General features: G+C 40.8%; 12 protein-coding genes, 1 pseudogene and 1 riboswitch. Of the genes and pseudogenes, 7 read left to right on the forward strand and 6 right to left on the reverse strand.

Annotation, left to right across the window (positions count from 1 at the left end; genetic code table 11):
• Window positions 1-136: 136 nt before the first annotated feature.
• On the reverse strand, window positions 137-3478 hold the full coding sequence (locus tag CVD19_RS03185; protein WP_101580431.1) for a GH36-type glycosyl hydrolase domain-containing protein: 3342 nt from the start codon (window positions 3476-3478) through the stop codon (window positions 137-139).
• Window positions 3479-3497: 19 nt separating this feature from the next.
• On the reverse strand, window positions 3498-5660 hold the full coding sequence (bglX, locus tag CVD19_RS03190) for a beta-glucosidase BglX (protein ID WP_101580432.1): 2163 nt from the start codon (window positions 5658-5660) through the stop codon (window positions 3498-3500).
• Window positions 5661-6569: 909 nt separating this feature from the next.
• Here bglX and CVD19_RS03195 point away from each other — a divergent pair.
• Window positions 6570-7490, forward strand: coding sequence for a cation diffusion facilitator family transporter (locus CVD19_RS03195; protein ID WP_101580433.1), 921 nt, complete (start codon window positions 6570-6572; stop codon window positions 7488-7490).
• Here the strand turns inward: CVD19_RS03195 and CVD19_RS03200 are convergent.
• Window positions 7487-7807 (reverse strand): ArsR/SmtB family transcription factor, encoded by a 321-nt coding sequence (locus CVD19_RS03200; protein ID WP_101580434.1) that lies wholly within the window; start codon window positions 7805-7807, stop codon window positions 7487-7489. The genes CVD19_RS03195 and CVD19_RS03200 overlap by 4 nt on opposite strands.
• A 360-nt stretch (window positions 7808-8167) precedes the next feature.
• Here CVD19_RS03200 and CVD19_RS03205 point away from each other — a divergent pair, with 360 nt between their 5' ends.
• The 4 genes and pseudogenes from CVD19_RS03205 (at window position 8168) to CVD19_RS03220 (ending at window position 11463) form a co-directional block, all read left to right on the forward strand.
• On the forward strand, window positions 8168-8644 hold the full coding sequence (locus CVD19_RS03205; RefSeq protein WP_101580435.1) for a DUF2975 domain-containing protein: 477 nt from the start codon (window positions 8168-8170) through the stop codon (window positions 8642-8644).
• An 11-nt stretch (window positions 8645-8655) separates the two neighbouring features.
• Window positions 8656-8877: a helix-turn-helix domain-containing protein gene (locus CVD19_RS03210; protein ID WP_101580436.1), complete on the forward strand. Its 222-nt coding sequence runs from the start codon at window positions 8656-8658 to the stop codon at window positions 8875-8877.
• A gap of 224 nt (window positions 8878-9101) precedes the next feature.
• Window positions 9102-10250 carry a cation:proton antiporter gene (locus tag CVD19_RS03215; protein WP_101580437.1) on the forward strand — a complete coding sequence of 383 codons (1149 nt, stop codon included), beginning with the start codon at window positions 9102-9104 and terminating at the stop codon, window positions 10248-10250.
• Window positions 10251-10577: 327 nt separating this feature from the next.
• Window positions 10578-11463: pseudogene (locus tag CVD19_RS03220) on the forward strand (YitT family protein).
• 182 nt (window positions 11464-11645) lie between these two features.
• On the opposite strand, the gene ndk reads toward CVD19_RS03220, so the two are convergent.
• A complete protein-coding gene (gene ndk, locus CVD19_RS03225; protein ID WP_101580438.1) occupies window positions 11646-12107 on the reverse strand; it encodes a nucleoside-diphosphate kinase in 462 nt (153 codons plus the stop codon).
• A gap of 321 nt (window positions 12108-12428) precedes the next feature.
• On the opposite strand from ndk, the gene CVD19_RS03230 reads away from it, so the two are divergent.
• Window positions 12429-12920 carry an ABC transporter permease gene (locus CVD19_RS03230; protein WP_142383498.1) on the forward strand — a complete coding sequence of 164 codons (492 nt, stop codon included), beginning with the start codon at window positions 12429-12431 and terminating at the stop codon, window positions 12918-12920.
• A gap of 77 nt (window positions 12921-12997) precedes the next feature.
• Here the strand turns inward: CVD19_RS03230 and CVD19_RS03235 are convergent, their stop codons facing one another.
• Together CVD19_RS03235 and CVD19_RS24490 are read right to left on the reverse strand one after the other, a co-directional pair.
• A complete protein-coding gene (locus tag CVD19_RS03235) occupies window positions 12998-13813 on the reverse strand; it encodes a serine/threonine protein kinase (RefSeq protein ID WP_101580440.1) in 816 nt (271 codons plus the stop codon).
• Between the two features lie 79 nt (window positions 13814-13892).
• On the reverse strand, window positions 13893-14066 hold the full coding sequence (locus CVD19_RS24490) for a hypothetical protein (protein ID WP_180953487.1): 174 nt from the start codon (window positions 14064-14066) through the stop codon (window positions 13893-13895).
• A 258-nt stretch (window positions 14067-14324) separates the two neighbouring features.
• Window positions 14325-14409, forward strand: a riboswitch (cyclic di-GMP riboswitch).
• A gap of 110 nt (window positions 14410-14519) precedes the next feature.
• Here CVD19_RS24490 and CVD19_RS24495 point away from each other — a divergent pair.
• Complete coding sequence (locus CVD19_RS24495) at window positions 14520-14651, forward strand: DUF2187 family protein (protein ID WP_180953488.1); 132 nt, start codon at window positions 14520-14522, stop codon at window positions 14649-14651.
• Window positions 14652-14956: the final 305 nt, after the last annotated feature.

The raw sequence follows: 14956 nt of genomic DNA on the forward strand, positions 1-14956 counted from the left end.
TAACTTATCGATTATATAAAGGGGAGCAATGAAAAAGACGGCGGTTAAAGGAAACCGCCGTCTTTTTTTAAAAGATAGCTATAGTAAACTTGGCTGTTGTTTTTGGTCCAATCAAAATAGTTGAAACATAGCTTCTTTATAGATAGACCTCAATTATATTTGTATCTTTGGTCAGGTTTTGGTCAAGCTGCTGTCGATTAATCCGTAATCCGCCCTGGCGATACCGGTTTGAAATGCTTTCGGCATCCGTGATTTGACCATTGATCAATACTCGTTTTTCACTCTGATTATCTAAATGGTAGACAAACGTTACAGGGGCACCCATGATCTCAAAGTTAAAGCGCAGCTCACCAAAGCTTTGAGGAAGAACAGGGTCAATGACTAAATCAGTCTCATGGAAACGAATTCCTAGGCAATTGGAAATTAATTGATTCATATAGATTCCTGGGCCGCTGGAATAAATCCGCCAGCCGCCTTTAACCGGCACAGTCCCATTTCGCAATTCATCAAAACGCTCCTGTGCTTCATAGCGGGAGTTGAATTTACCATCTGAACTGCTAAAATACGTATTGCTTTGGCGGATTTCTGCATTTGGTACCACCTGTTTAATGCCGATTGGATTGATCACCTGCAAACCATTCCAGACTTCATCCACTTTGCCGAGTTTTGCCATAGCTTCAACGAAACGAATATGCGCATGAACATATTGGAGACCGATTTCACGCCCGAAATTCGCTGCCTGCTCAGCACGCTTGAAATGTGCGCTGACTCCTCCAATATATTTTGCCGGGCGGTTCATCAGCCGCACTCCGTCCGGGCAGAGCAATTTTTCTTTAATGATTTGATAATGTGTTTCTGCCTGCTCCGGAGTGAACAATTCGCTGATCATGCTCCGTGTCATCGGCAGGAGGCGGTAATTGATCCCTGTCTTGGTATCTTCCGGGTGGAGCATCAATTCCGCTGTCTCCGGGTTTTCCATATAGACAAAGCCCGGGATTACTTCAGTTTGCAAAATATACTTATTAAAGTCATTTTCAATCCCTGAAGCCAATTGTTTCAGCTCAACAGCTTCATTTTCATCGACTTTTCCCATTACTTTGGATAAGTGATTCAGAACCTGATAGGTCAATGAAACCGTCCAACTGCTTATCATGTATTTCTTTAACTGTGCATTCGCAGGCTGAAGCGTATCGTCCCAGTCACCGTCGCCATATGAAGACAGATGCGTGCCATGAAGGAAATTGTCCTTAATGTACGCGATTTCCTTCTTTGCATGTTCCAAAATGGTGGCTGTGTTTTCAGTAAACTGATATGTCTTTGTCGTTGTATACGGAACTTTTTCTTGCAAAATACTAAAATCATTTGTCGCGGCTATATAATCTGTCAGCATTTTAAGCGGCCATACGATGATATCACCATGGCTTTCATGAGCTTGAATGTTGATATAATTATCGAACATAAACCATTGCGGCCAGTTTCCAGTTTCTTCGTATTGATGAGAGAAAACGGTCTTGATGATATCGCGGACAGCATCGTAATTTTGGGTCGCCATGAAATATTCAGTTGGTCCCTGGCAAACATCCCTGGTTCCCCAAGCGGCACCGCTGTATTGCTCAAGGCCATGCGGTACAGAATAGTGGATTAGCATATTGTGTGTGTACCACCAGGCCAGTGCATTTACTTTTTCAAGCTCATCAGTTGTTTTTTCTTTTTGCGAAAGCTGGAAGCCGTTCATAACCTTGCGGTAGACATTGCGATAATTTTCTATTTCGGTTGATGCTTCCCTTTGCACAAACGGTATTTCTTCACCATGAAGAAGGCCTTGTACGGTCATTTCCCATTCAGGAGCAGCGCTTAATTCAAGCACCACAATGGAAGCTGATTGCGGAATCAGATTATTGCCAAACTTCCGTTCATCATCTACGGTAAAATCAGTGCCTTCAATTTTCATACGATAGGATAGATTCGGATAAGCCCTTGCATTATCAGAGTTGGAATCGGCACGGAATGTAAGCGTTTGGCTTTGGTGATCTATATGGAATGGTACTGCGTACTCGTTGTTATTCATGGACACTTGGTTTGTGACAAGGTAGCGGTAGAAATTTCCGCTCAATGAACGTACATTCAACTGGACTTCAGGAGAGTCGACCGTTGTAAAATTGGTAATAATAAACGTTTCCCCGGAAGTCTTGTAATACCAGCGCGCATAGTTAAAGCCCATTTCAAACAGGGAAGGCATAGTGAAGAGCTGGTAAACTCCCTCAATTTCAACATAAATCCGCTGTCCGGATGTTTTTAAGATATTTAAAGGATTCCTAACATTGGTTAACAATTTATTCATTGAAGTATTCCCAACTACCAGTTGAGCATTAAATACCCCATACATATAATTTGTCGTTGTGATAGTGTTTTCTTTCATTTTGCCGGTTTGGCCAGTCATGATAATATGGCCTGTGGGGCGTTCGACAAGCAATTCCTTTTCTTTTAAAACAATATGTTCATAAGTGTCTGTAAAGAAAGAAAGCAGCTTCCCGCCATCCCATTCTTCCTGGTGCCGATTCTGGAACAGGCAGTCAATTTCATCTTGATCAAAGGATAAAGTTTTTAGCGGTTCTCCAATTTGAGGGGAGATCACCGGTTTTTCGATAGGGTTGCATTCTTTTTTCGTTCCTTTTACCTCTGCCCATGCACTACGGATATCATCCTGAAATTCCAATGCAGTTATCGCTTCAGGGTGGTCTGATTTAAAGAGGCCGTAGAAAACGAACTGCGCCTGTCCAGACAATTTGATCTTCTCAGACTGAAGGGCAGTATAGGCAAATTCATATTGGTAAACTTTATTGGCAAGGGACGACTTAGTTAAAACTTCCGGCTTATTCGTCTCTTTATAGGACAAACCAAAAAATTGGAAGCCATCAGTTGAAAACCCAACTGTTTTTGTCAATGAACCTTGCTGCAAGTATGGGAACCCTACTGATTGGGGCTGGTTCTGGCGGGAACAAACGATATATCCTTTAAATTCGTCTTCTAAAACAGTGTGATCAATATATTGGGCCATATATGCTTCATTGGATCTCACAGCACTCGTATCTGCAAGGCCTAAATCCTGTCCATAAATAATATCGGCCTCGATACCATTTCCATCCAGGTTGATATCCCAAAACCAAATACCCTTGTCTGAAAGCATGAAATCCACTTTATAGCGCACTTCATCGGCAGACCCTTGCCAGGAAACGTGGGAATCCGAATAGTGTAAAGTGCTTTCTGAATGTATCCCAAGCAAAGGCACAACTTTGATTCCTTCATTTTTGTACAGCCTTAAGTAAAGGTTGTTTAAAGAACCATCAATCGGGTTTGTCATTACTTGGTTCAGCATAATGTTTTTGTACGTTATTATGGAAATATCCCCGCTGTTTAAAAATTTGAAGGACAAGTCTCCTGCTTGTAATTGGATGGTTGGATTCTGTAGTTTTAACATGGTCTTCACCTCGTGAATGCTATTTTTCTAGTTTAAAAGTCAGAGCGGTTACATCTTTGCTGTTTGGCCCCATATAAGCAGTGAAAGTCCCGGCATCACTTGTATACTGAAGGTCCTCATGATAGTATCGGAGTCTCTCTTCTGTAATTGTAAAGGTCACTTTTTTCGTTTCCTTCGGCTCCAAAGTGATTTTTTGGAAATCTTTCAATTCCTTTACAGGACGGACAATTTCTCCTGCAATATCACGGATATACAGCTGAACCACTTCATCACCCGCGACATCTCCTGTATTGGTGACGTTCACTGATAGAGTAATAGGTTGATCGGCATTCATCTTTTCAGCCGATAAGCTGGCATCGCTGTATAGGAAGGTTGTATAACTCAAGCCAAATCCAAACGGAAGAAGCGGTTCATTAGGAATATCCAAATAATGAGATACATAGCGCTCATATGTCTCAGACACTTTCGGGCGGCCTGTATTAAAATGGTTGTAGTAGACCGGAACCTGCCCAACCGAATATGGGAAAGACATTGACAATCGTCCGGATGGATTCACATCTCCATATAATATGTCGGCGATTGCTGCACCGCCTTCTGTTCCTGGATACCATGCTTCCAAAACAGCGTCTGCTTCATCAATAACACCATGAAGATCGAGAGGGCGACCATTAAATAAAACAGCAACTATTGGTTTATTAAATTTTTTAATTTGGGCAACCAGTTCTAGCTGAACGGCAGGTAAACGAATATCCGCCCGGCTGCCGCCTTCTCCGCTCATACGCGAGCTTTCCCCTAAAGCCAGGATCACGACATCTGCCTGGATTGCAGCCGCCAATGCCTGATTCAGTTCATCTTCTGCACCTGTTTCAATGTCACAGCCGTTAGCTACAGTAAGGAGAGAAGGATTGATTTTCATTTTTACGCCTTCATCCAATTTAATAGCTTCCTCTTTTGAGCCATGCCATGACCAAGGGCCCAATATATCTCCGTTCTGGGCAAACGGACCAATTAGGGCAATTTTCTTGTCTAGTGTTAAAGGAAGAAGGGAGTCTTCATTCTTTAAAAGCACGCAAGATTTTGCCGCCAATTCTCGAGCTGTCTTTCGATGCTCATCGGAGAGAACAACTTCTTTCTCACGATTTACATCCGCACCGCGATTTGGATTTTCAAACAGCCCCAATTTTTGTTTTAACTTCAAAATCCGAAGTACGGCCTCGTCAATCAAGGATTGATCCACGGTTCCATTTTCAACAAGCTGTTTTAAATTATCGATATAGCATGTTGTCATCATTTCGATATCGACTCCTGCCTGAATTGCTTTAACAGCAGCTTCCGCTCCATCTTCAGCAACTCCGTGAGGGATCAATTCCTTGACTGCACCCCAATCGGAAATCAAGACGCCGTCAAATCCCCATTCATCCCGCAGCAAATCTCTCATTAACCATTTATTGCCGGTTGCCGGGATGCCATCGACCGTGTTGAAGGCAGTCATGACCATCTCACAGCCTTCATCCAAGGCAGCTTTATATGCAGGCAAGTAAGACTCACGCATTTGCCTTTCCGACATGTTTACAGTGTTATATTCACGTCCACCTTCCGGCGCTCCATATGCAGCAAAGTGCTTCACACAAGCGGCTACCCGGTTAAGGTCATTTTTTAAATCCTTTCCTTGGAATCCACGAACGAAGGCACGTGCAAAAAGGCTATTTAAATAAGGATCTTCTCCTGTGGATTCCATAACTCTGCCCCATCGCGGGTCCCTGACTAAGTCAACCATTGGGGCAAATGTCACATGAACCCCTGAAACGGAAGCTTCTTTAGCTGCAACTTCGGCACTTTTTTCAGCCAATTCCATGTCCCATGAACACCCAATGGCTAACGGGACTGGAAAAATAGTTTTATAGCCATGAATGATATCAGCCATCATTAATAATGGAATACCAAGGCGATTTGCCTCAATATGTGCCTGTTGGATATTGATTACTTCCTGGGCACCGGAAGCACCTAAAACCGAACCTGCGTTATGTACATCATCATCATTAATTCCCATCTCTGCCATTGGCCCTGTGATTTCACCTTGGTTTGCAGCGCCTTTAAAGAAAGGGGTCGCTAATTGCATTAACTGACCTACTTTTTCGTCAAAAGTCATTTGCTGAATTAATTCGTTCAATTTTTCATTCATATCTATCCTCCAGGATTTCATCGTCTTATTGAAACGTTTCGATAGCTTTCATTTCTGTATTATAAACGCTTTCATTTTTGTGGTCAACTGGAAATCGAAACGTTTCTATTATTTATCCGAAACCGGGACAAGTGCATGGCCGGCATAGTTGGGTGACGGGATCCTTTCACGCAAAAATCTAGGGTGGCTGGCTACATGTGTACTATATCAATTTCCTAATTTTCACGATTTAGTTTGATTGGGCAGGGGAATTGCTGCTTCCAAAAAAGATGGAACCTATGCAAGTACCACACGTTCAGGAGTTAGAATTGGGGAATTGGCCATAATGAAAAAAAGGATATTTGAAAAATAAAAATTTTCATGACTATAATCTAATAGAAGTGGTTGATGTTATTAAGGGTAAGTTCAATCATATTGTTATTAACAATCTCTCTAAGCTGTGAGGGCTTATTTTTTCCGATAAATTGAGAAAACTAGATATTATTTTTTCCGACTAATAATGAAAATTTCAGTTGGAGACTTTATGATAATGTTTAATATTCCGGAAAAAAATGAAAAATAGACATAACAAAGCATTGATAGTTCAAACCTTCATTCCGTAAATTATTGAAAAATTACATTTGATGTAATTTTCCATAAGTATTTGGGTTGCATTGGTAAATATCCGGAATGATTTTTGAAAACTTGTGGAACGACTATAATTAGCCGGAAAGATTTTCATAACTGACAGGAATAATAATCAAATAAAAGAGAAGCGAAGAAAAAAATCGCTTCTCTTTTGTGCTTTGTGCGGTATTTCGTTTTTCTATCACTTATATAAATGTTTGGAAATCGAAAAAACATTGAACAATTAGTTCATTCAATTTATAATATATATGAGCATATATTCATATATATGGAGGTTATAAAATGGGACATCATCATGGACATTCTCACTCACACGGACATTCTCATAATCATACTGGAAACAAGAAGGTACTATTGACCGCGTTTATTTTAATTGCAGCTTTTATGGTTGTAGAAGTTATTGGAGGTATATTGACAAACAGCTTAGCGTTGCTTTCCGACGCCGGCCATATGTTGAGTGATGCAGTAGCACTCGGTTTAAGTTTTTTTGCGATCAAACTAGGGGAAAGAAAAGCTACAAAGAGTAATACGTATGGATTTAAACGGTTTGAAATTATTGCCGCTGCGTTAAATGGCCTCACCTTGATTGGCATTTCCCTGTATATTTTTATTGAGGCATACGACCGCTTTACAGACCCGCCCGAAGTACAAAGCATGGGAATGCTCACGATTTCAGTCATTGGTTTGCTTGTTAATATTGTGGCTGCATGGATACTGATGAAGGGGGATAAAGATGAAAATCTGAATGTGCGCAGTGCGTTCCTTCATGTCATTGGTGATATGCTGGGCTCATTCGGTGCGATTATTGCCGCTTTATTAATTTACTTCATTAGCTGGGGCATCGCAGATCCAATCGCCAGTGTTATTGTGGCCCTTCTGGTGATTATTAGTGGCTGGAGGGTGACTAAAGAATCCCTTCATGTGTTGATGGAAGGTGCACCGGTACAATTGGATGTGGAAAAGGTCAAGAATTCTCTTATAAATATCACAAATGTAAGAGGAGTTCATGATTTGCATATCTGGTCGATCACGTCAGGAGCTCCGATGTTAAGTTGCCATATCGCTATCGAAGGAGAGGGAGTGCATGACGATGTTCTTCATCAGGCACAATCCATTCTTCACGACGATTTTGGCATTGAGCATAGTACTATTCAGGTAGAACGGGACAATGGCTGTCCTAGCCATCATGGAGTATGTAATTAATGATGCAAAGCATGATCAATGGTTTGTTTGAGAATGCTCATTACATGCTCGTCATCATGTGAATAAAATAAAGTGGTACCTTCTCTTCTGAATTTCACCAGGCGGAGATTTTTAAGGAAGCGAAGTTGATGTGAGACGGTTGATTGGAGCAAACCAAGATTTTCAGCAATATCGTTTACAGAATGTTCCCCCTGGAATAATAGATGCAAAATGCGTAATCGGGTAGGATCTGAGAGGGCTTTAAAGGTCTGCGAAACAATAAATAGTGTTTCTTCATCCAACGACTCAAGTTCTTCCTGTTTTTTTTCATGTTCCATTTTAATCAGCCTCCTATAAATAGTATAACGGTATGCAGGATAAATAAAAATCTCGGGATTTACATTGTCCCATGATGAATTAAGAAAATAACATTTCATGTTGTAATTTTCCATAATTAGTTGGAATATCTGTCAATATTCTTTGTAAAGCTGGTTAGTCCTTTGAGATTATAATCTCGAAGGACTTTTGTTTTTTACGCTTTGTGAAGCTATACACCTAAACTAAAGGGAATGCTTTATTTTTGTCTAAAGTCAACATTTATTATCAACAAAAACATTATATAAATAAATAAAAAATTATTGTAAATCGATAAATAGAGTGTTAAATTCAAATTGACAATAATAAGTGAGGTGCTTTTTATGAAGCGAGGGTCAACACTATTTTTAAGGATGGCAGTTTTTCTTATTGGAACTCCAGTTCTTGCTTTGTGTATATTTGGGTTGTCTTGGTTAGCTAAAAATCCAGTGAATCCAGTTTATGCCCATATTCTATATCCCATTGTAATCGGTATGTATGTATCAGCGATACCGTTTTTCGTTGCATTGTATCAGGCTTTTAGACTTTTAAGTTATATTGACCAAAACAAAGCTTTCTCACAAATTTCTGTTAAAGCTTTAAAGAATATAAAATATTGTGCAATCACAATCAGTACCTTTTATGTGGTATTGATGCCATTCGTTTATGTCGTAGCAGAGAAAGACGATGCCCCAGGTCTGATCATAATTGGAATGGTCCCTATCTTTGCATCAATGGTGATTGCGATCTTTGCTGCTGTTCTTCAAAGGCTTTTAAAAGAGGCGATTGATATAAAATCAGAAAATGATTTAACGGTCTGAGGTGAAAAACAATGCCAATTATAATCAATATTGATGTGATGCTCGCTAAAAGGAAAATGAGCGTAACAGAACTTTCGGAGAGGGTTGGAATAACAATGGCTAACCTTTCTATATTGAAAAATGGAAAGGCAAAAGCAATCAGGCTGTCAACTTTAGAGGGAATTTGCAAAGCATTACAATGCCAACCTGGAGACATTTTGGAATACAAAAGTGACGAAGACACTCAAGAATAACAGACAACAAATTTCTTCAACAGGGCGTTAGTTGAAGATCCAGTTGCCGAACCAGGCGTTTTTCATTTTGTAGTAACAGTGCAGGAACTTGTGACAAGGAAATATAAATTTTTACTTAATAGTTGATTTCCTTCTTATTAAATTTCTTAAAGGGAACTTAAGAGTGCATAATTGAAAATAAATTCGGGTAGAGGATAGCACAGATGTGAAAAAGGTGTGGTTTGATGAATTTACCCTTGGCAATCGGGCTATTCCTGCTTATTTTATTCAGCGTGGGGATAATTGGCGTAAAGATGATCAATATCCCTGATATATTACTCTTCATTATTTTAGGTATCGGCCTTTCCGCGTTATTCGAAGATACGAAAGTGATTGAAGTCGCTGGTGAAATCGGGCTGGTCCTTCTCTTTTTCCTCCTCGGAATGAAATTCTCACTAAAAAGGCTCAAAGCCAACAGCAAAAAGGTCTGGAAGGCCGGTCTGCTTGATGCAATCCTTGGGATTGCCGTCACTGCAATTATTTCCTGCCTATTTGGCCTGAATTGGGTCGAATCCCTTCTTGTAGGAGGCATTGTATATGCAACTTCGTCCTCGATCACTGCGAAACTAATCGAAGACAAAAACCGTTCCAATAATAATGAATCTGACTTTATTCTTCTCGTCCTGATATTTGAAGACTTGATTGCGCCCATTCTCCTCACTGTACTCATCGGCCTCCAGGGACAAGGTTTTACTGGAATAGATTTAATATTCATTTTTCTCAAAATTGCCCTCTTGGCTGGAGTTGCCATATTCTTCAGCAAGGTTTTCTTCAGGAACATAGAACACCTGCTGGAAAAGATAAAATACGACGATTCCTTCATTGTTCTTGTCGTCGGGATGGCGCTGACATACGGAGGGATTGCCATCCTGCTCGGGCTCTCGGAAGTCATCGGGGCTTTTCTCGCCGGAATCATGGTAGCCGAGGTGGGTGTAAAGGAGAAAATCATCAAGGTCGCACTTCCGGTACGCAACATTTTCCTTCCTTTTTTCTTCCTGGATTTCGGGATGCACATCAAACTCACTACAGTCATTCCGCATCTAGGTTTATTGATAGTTCTCATTATCTGGTCGATGGTGCATAAAATTGCCGTTGGATATTTTGGCGGGCTATGGTATGGGCTGACAAAGAAGGAGTCATTGAGAGCAGGCTTATCACTTACACAAAGGGGCGAGTTTTCCGTTATCATGGCCGGGATTGCCACTGGTTCGTTAAAAATATTCGCCGGCATATACATTCTGATCATCGCGCTTCTCGGCACATTACTATTCCAGATAGCTCCCAGGCTGAACAAGATGATTTTTACAAATGGGTTCAATAAGAAAGCAGGATAATGAAAGAAATGCCCCTTGCTGAACAACTTTTTCGGTTTTCAGGCTAAGTCTGAAAGGTTAAAGGGTCAGTAAAATTTTCGGAATGAAAAAGGAAGACAACATCCCCGGCTTAATCTATGGCTGGGGGTGTTTTTGCATGCCGTAAAATAACTACGAAATGCCCCCTCATATCATCGTACTACAAAGTAGATAGAGAGCCAGAAATGTATTGAGGCCAACGGGTAGTTCTAAAAAAATAATAAGTGATTTAACTACTGACATCATTAAGATTATAAGTTGCCTTATTTTTTGATATGATATAACCAATTAGAATCAAGGAGGTAATACATGAGTGAGCTTGTAAACCAAAATGTAAAACATCGGAAATTGACAAAAATTCAGATTGTTATTCGTGTAATTGCCATTACAACAGGTGCGTTATCCATGGCAACAGGACTTGAAATTTTCTTAGTGCCTAATCATGTAATCGATGGAGGCATTACAGGGATTTCGATCATGCTCTCTCATATTACCGGCATAGAACTAGGAATCTTTTTATTTGTCTTAAATTTACCTTTCGTATATCTCGGTTATAAACAAATAGGTAAGACATTTGCCTTTTCAACGGTCTACGGAATCACGGTTTTATCTATCTTCACAACACTTTTTCATCCAATTCCCGCATTTACGCAGGATTTGTTGCTTGCGACATTATTCGGAGGCATGTTCGTTGGGGTCGGAATCGGAATGGTGATACGGAATAGTGGGGCTTTGGATGGGACAGAAATCATGGCCATCCTGATCAATAAAAGGGTTCCCTTTTCAGTTGGTGAAATCGTAATGTTTTTCAATGTTTTCATTTTAGGTGCAGCAGGTTTCGTATACACTTGGGACCGTGCTATGTACTCTATTTTAGCTTACGTTGTTGCAGCGAAAGCAATTGATACTGTAGTGGATGGTTTGGAACAATCCAAATCTGCCTGGATCATTAGTGAACAAGCGGAAGAGATAGGGGACGCCATATCTGCAAGATTAGGCAGGGGTGTAACGTATCTTCATGGTGAAGGTGCTTATACTGGAGACAATAAAAAAGTGAATATTCTGTGTGATCACACGCCTGGAAGAGTCCAAATTAACTTCGCTCATACGTGATATTGACCCTTCTGCTTTCCTGGCAATTGCAGATATTGCGGAAGTTCGTGGCGGCCGGTTCAAGAAAAAAGACATTCATTAATACTTGAATTTGATATTCATTGCCGGCAAGCTCAATTAGTTATGTTAAAAATTCCTTTTAGATCATGATCTTGATTGGCTTCTATTTGCTGAAGCTATGAGACAAAGCTAAAAAATAACGGTTCTTTCTTTCCAAACAACAAAATCCCCTTAGCATTATTAAGGGGATTTCAAAAATAATATTTAAACTGAACGCCGGTCTTCGAATGGATAATCGTCTTCTAAGCCTGGCCGTTTCAGCAGGCCAAAGAAGTTTTCGATTTCCCGTTCTGCGCTTAAGAGGGAATCTGAACCGTGGATTACATTCTCTTCTTTTATAGCTGCAAAGTCGCCTCGGATTGTACCTGGCAGTGCTTCCAGTGGACTCGTCTTTCCGATCATGAGACGGGAAACCTCAATTATATTTTCGCCTTCCCAAACCATCGCAAAAACAGGCCCGGATGTAATGAAATCCACCAATTCACCGAAAAATGATTTGTCCTGATGTTCCATATAGTGATATTCTGCTTTGCTGCGGTCAATAGTTTGAAGCTGTGCATGTAATAAAGTAAAACCTTTATTCTCAAACCGTTTGATGATTTCTCCGATTAATCCCCGTTTTACCCCGTCAGGCTTTACCATGATAAACGTGCGTTGTAACGTCATACGATCACCTCATTGTAAAATGTTTAAATGAGAACCACCAGTCACGAATTATATGAACTTCATGTTAAGGATGACTCTGGACATTATACATTATGGCAGAATTATACAGATTTCAAACCATCCACATATAAGGAAACATAACATTCAGTTCTGTTAGCAGTATTTTGATTTATCTGGTGCCTGGAAAGGAATATTCTGGAACACTGGTAATTTTAAAAAGCGATCGGTTTGTTGAGCGAAATGAAGAGCTCATACCTACAAGTGAAATTATACCCGTTGAGAATACGGATTTTGATTTCACTCAAGGCAGGAATCTTCCAAATGCCTTTTACATTGCCCGAGCTCGTTTATGCCATTCAGTTTGCCTCAATCTTTTATGCGATTGGACTGGATGAAATGATTCCGGGACTTATCATTGTCAATCTGATTATTGGAATTCCTTATTCGGTGTTCATTTTAATTCCCTATATAGAATCGCTCGATGCAAGGCTTGAATGGGCCGCCGACTCATTGGGAGCGGGAAGGATGAGCATATTCCGGAGGATCATTGTCCCTCAGCTGGTTCCCGGCATTACAGCCTCGGCCATTAATGTTTTAATCCGCATGTTCAGTGCCTTCACGATTATTCTTTTAATCTCGGGACCAAGAACACAGACGCTGCCGGTCATGGTATTCAGCGTGCTGAACAGCGGTGGCAACCAGCCGCCGGCAATGCTCAACTCATTGGCATTGGCGCTCATGTTCCCACTGTTGTTATTCTCTTTTGTAAGTTTGTGGATTTCAGCTTTTTCTCAAAGAAAATTAGGTGAATAGTGTATGTATGACAACACAAAAAGAGGGCGCCCCACTTGCAGCACCCTCTTTATGTTTAGACTCTATTCTGCAGCAGATCAGGACATGGCTTGAAGATCTGTAATGCGTAATAATTCCTCCTGGACGTACCGCCAGTCATCGTAAGGCTCGTCAAGCTGCAGCAGCCGCCTTATCAGTTGCCGTGCGGGAAGGCTGATTTGCAACTCATCTTCCCAGCTTCTTTCCTCTGCCTGCTCATGCTCGGGTGTATAGCCAGAGTAAAGCAAGAACAGCAGGAAATGCCCGAGGCCATAAAAATCGCTGCACACTGAAAGTTCCCTGTACGGGTTTTTGGCCGGCTTTTTTGCAGGATGACGGGTACCACTCGAAAGCTTTCTGGCCAGCCCAAAATCAATCAGTTTTAATTCGTCCCCGACAATCATGATATTCGGTATCCTGACATCCCTGTGCACGATTTGCTGGCTATGGAGATAGCCGATGATCTCATTAAGCTTCATGGCAACAGACAATGCTTCATTTTCATTGTAGATTCTTCCTTCGGAGAAAATTAGCTGCTCAAAAGTTTTTCCATTAATATATTCCATCGTGAAATATGGAATCTTATTGAATTCCCCGCATTCATAAAAACGCGGAAACGCAGGGTGAATGAAACCTCGCAGCAATTCTGTTTCATTGCGGAAGCTGCTTATGTTTCGCTGTGACAGCCTTTTTTGGAGGCGAAGTGCTTTTAGGACAGCTTGGCAGCCCTGCTTGTTGTCGAATACGCGGTAACTTCGTCCGTAGCTACCGGATCCCAGATATTGCTCGACCCGGTAGCGGCCATCAACTGTATAGCCCTCCGCCATTTTAGGCTCTATAGCATCAGAAACTCCTAGAATAATTGATTTTAACATCGAAATTCCTTCCAATCAGGTGCGTTAAGGCACAGCCCCGCAGCACATGTGCTAAAAAATAAGCTTTTCACTTGTTCTATCAGCTGCTGAAGAAGCTGCTGCCACGTGAGAAAAAGCCCTTGCTGCCGTGTTTCCGCTTGTAGTAATGGTGGCCATGTCCGGTATGCCTGTGATGGCGATGCCTGTCACTTGAACTGTAATGTCTTTTGTTGAGCTTCTGTTTTAATATTGATTCAATCATTTTTTTAAGCATCGTTATTACCTCCATTTTGGCTATTATTCGTAATACGTTTCTGAACAGTTAAAGTTTCAATCCTGAGTGAACCCGCTTCTGGCACTTCTCCTCATTTTATAAACGCGAATAGAGCATCTTCCAAGAGGATAAGAACACATTGTTATCCTCTTAATCGTAATTTAAACTAGGTCATTTTTACTATTTTTGCTTTGTTATGTAAATTTTTGGCGAAAATTGTTGATAATTCTATTACTAAGTTTTAGTATAAAAGTAATAATTTGATAAAGGCAAACTTGCTGAAAGGTAAGGACGCAAAGCCGCGAGTCTAAGGTGGGGACACTATGATAGTCGGGTTGCCAAAAAGTCGGATTAATAAATATTCGTTAAAGGATGGCTTTAACGACTTTGTCCACTCTTTTTGGAGTGGGCTTTTTTAGTTGTATCACTATGAAAGAAGGAGGAAACCAGCACATGATAAAAAAAGCCGGCAAGTCTGTGAACATTGGCGATACGATCCGTTTTTCCAGAGCGGATACAGAAATCGATGGCGAAGTGAGAGTTGTCCGGGAAAACTCTGTCATAGTAAACATGCCGAGGAATTAGGCAGGCAACTGGAAATCGAAAATGCGTGTACGGTTGTCAATCATGCCAGATATGAGATCATCAAGCGGTCACCCCACCCGATAGAGCCACCAGGAGTCCAGAATATTTCACGGCGCATTATATAGTAATGAGGAAGAGAGCGACAAAGATTTGATTATTTTAAAACATTATTACCTAAGTGAACTTGAGCGTGAAAAATTTGAGAACGAGTTATTTATAGTAAACCCACACATAGGCAAGGATGACATATTATCACTTGATGACAAAGAATTGGTTGCATTGTACGAAGAACAGACACGAAACCG

It is taken from the genome of Bacillus sp. T33-2 (assembly GCF_002860205.1).
Lineage (GTDB): Bacteria > Bacillota > Bacilli > Bacillales > Cytobacillaceae > T33-2.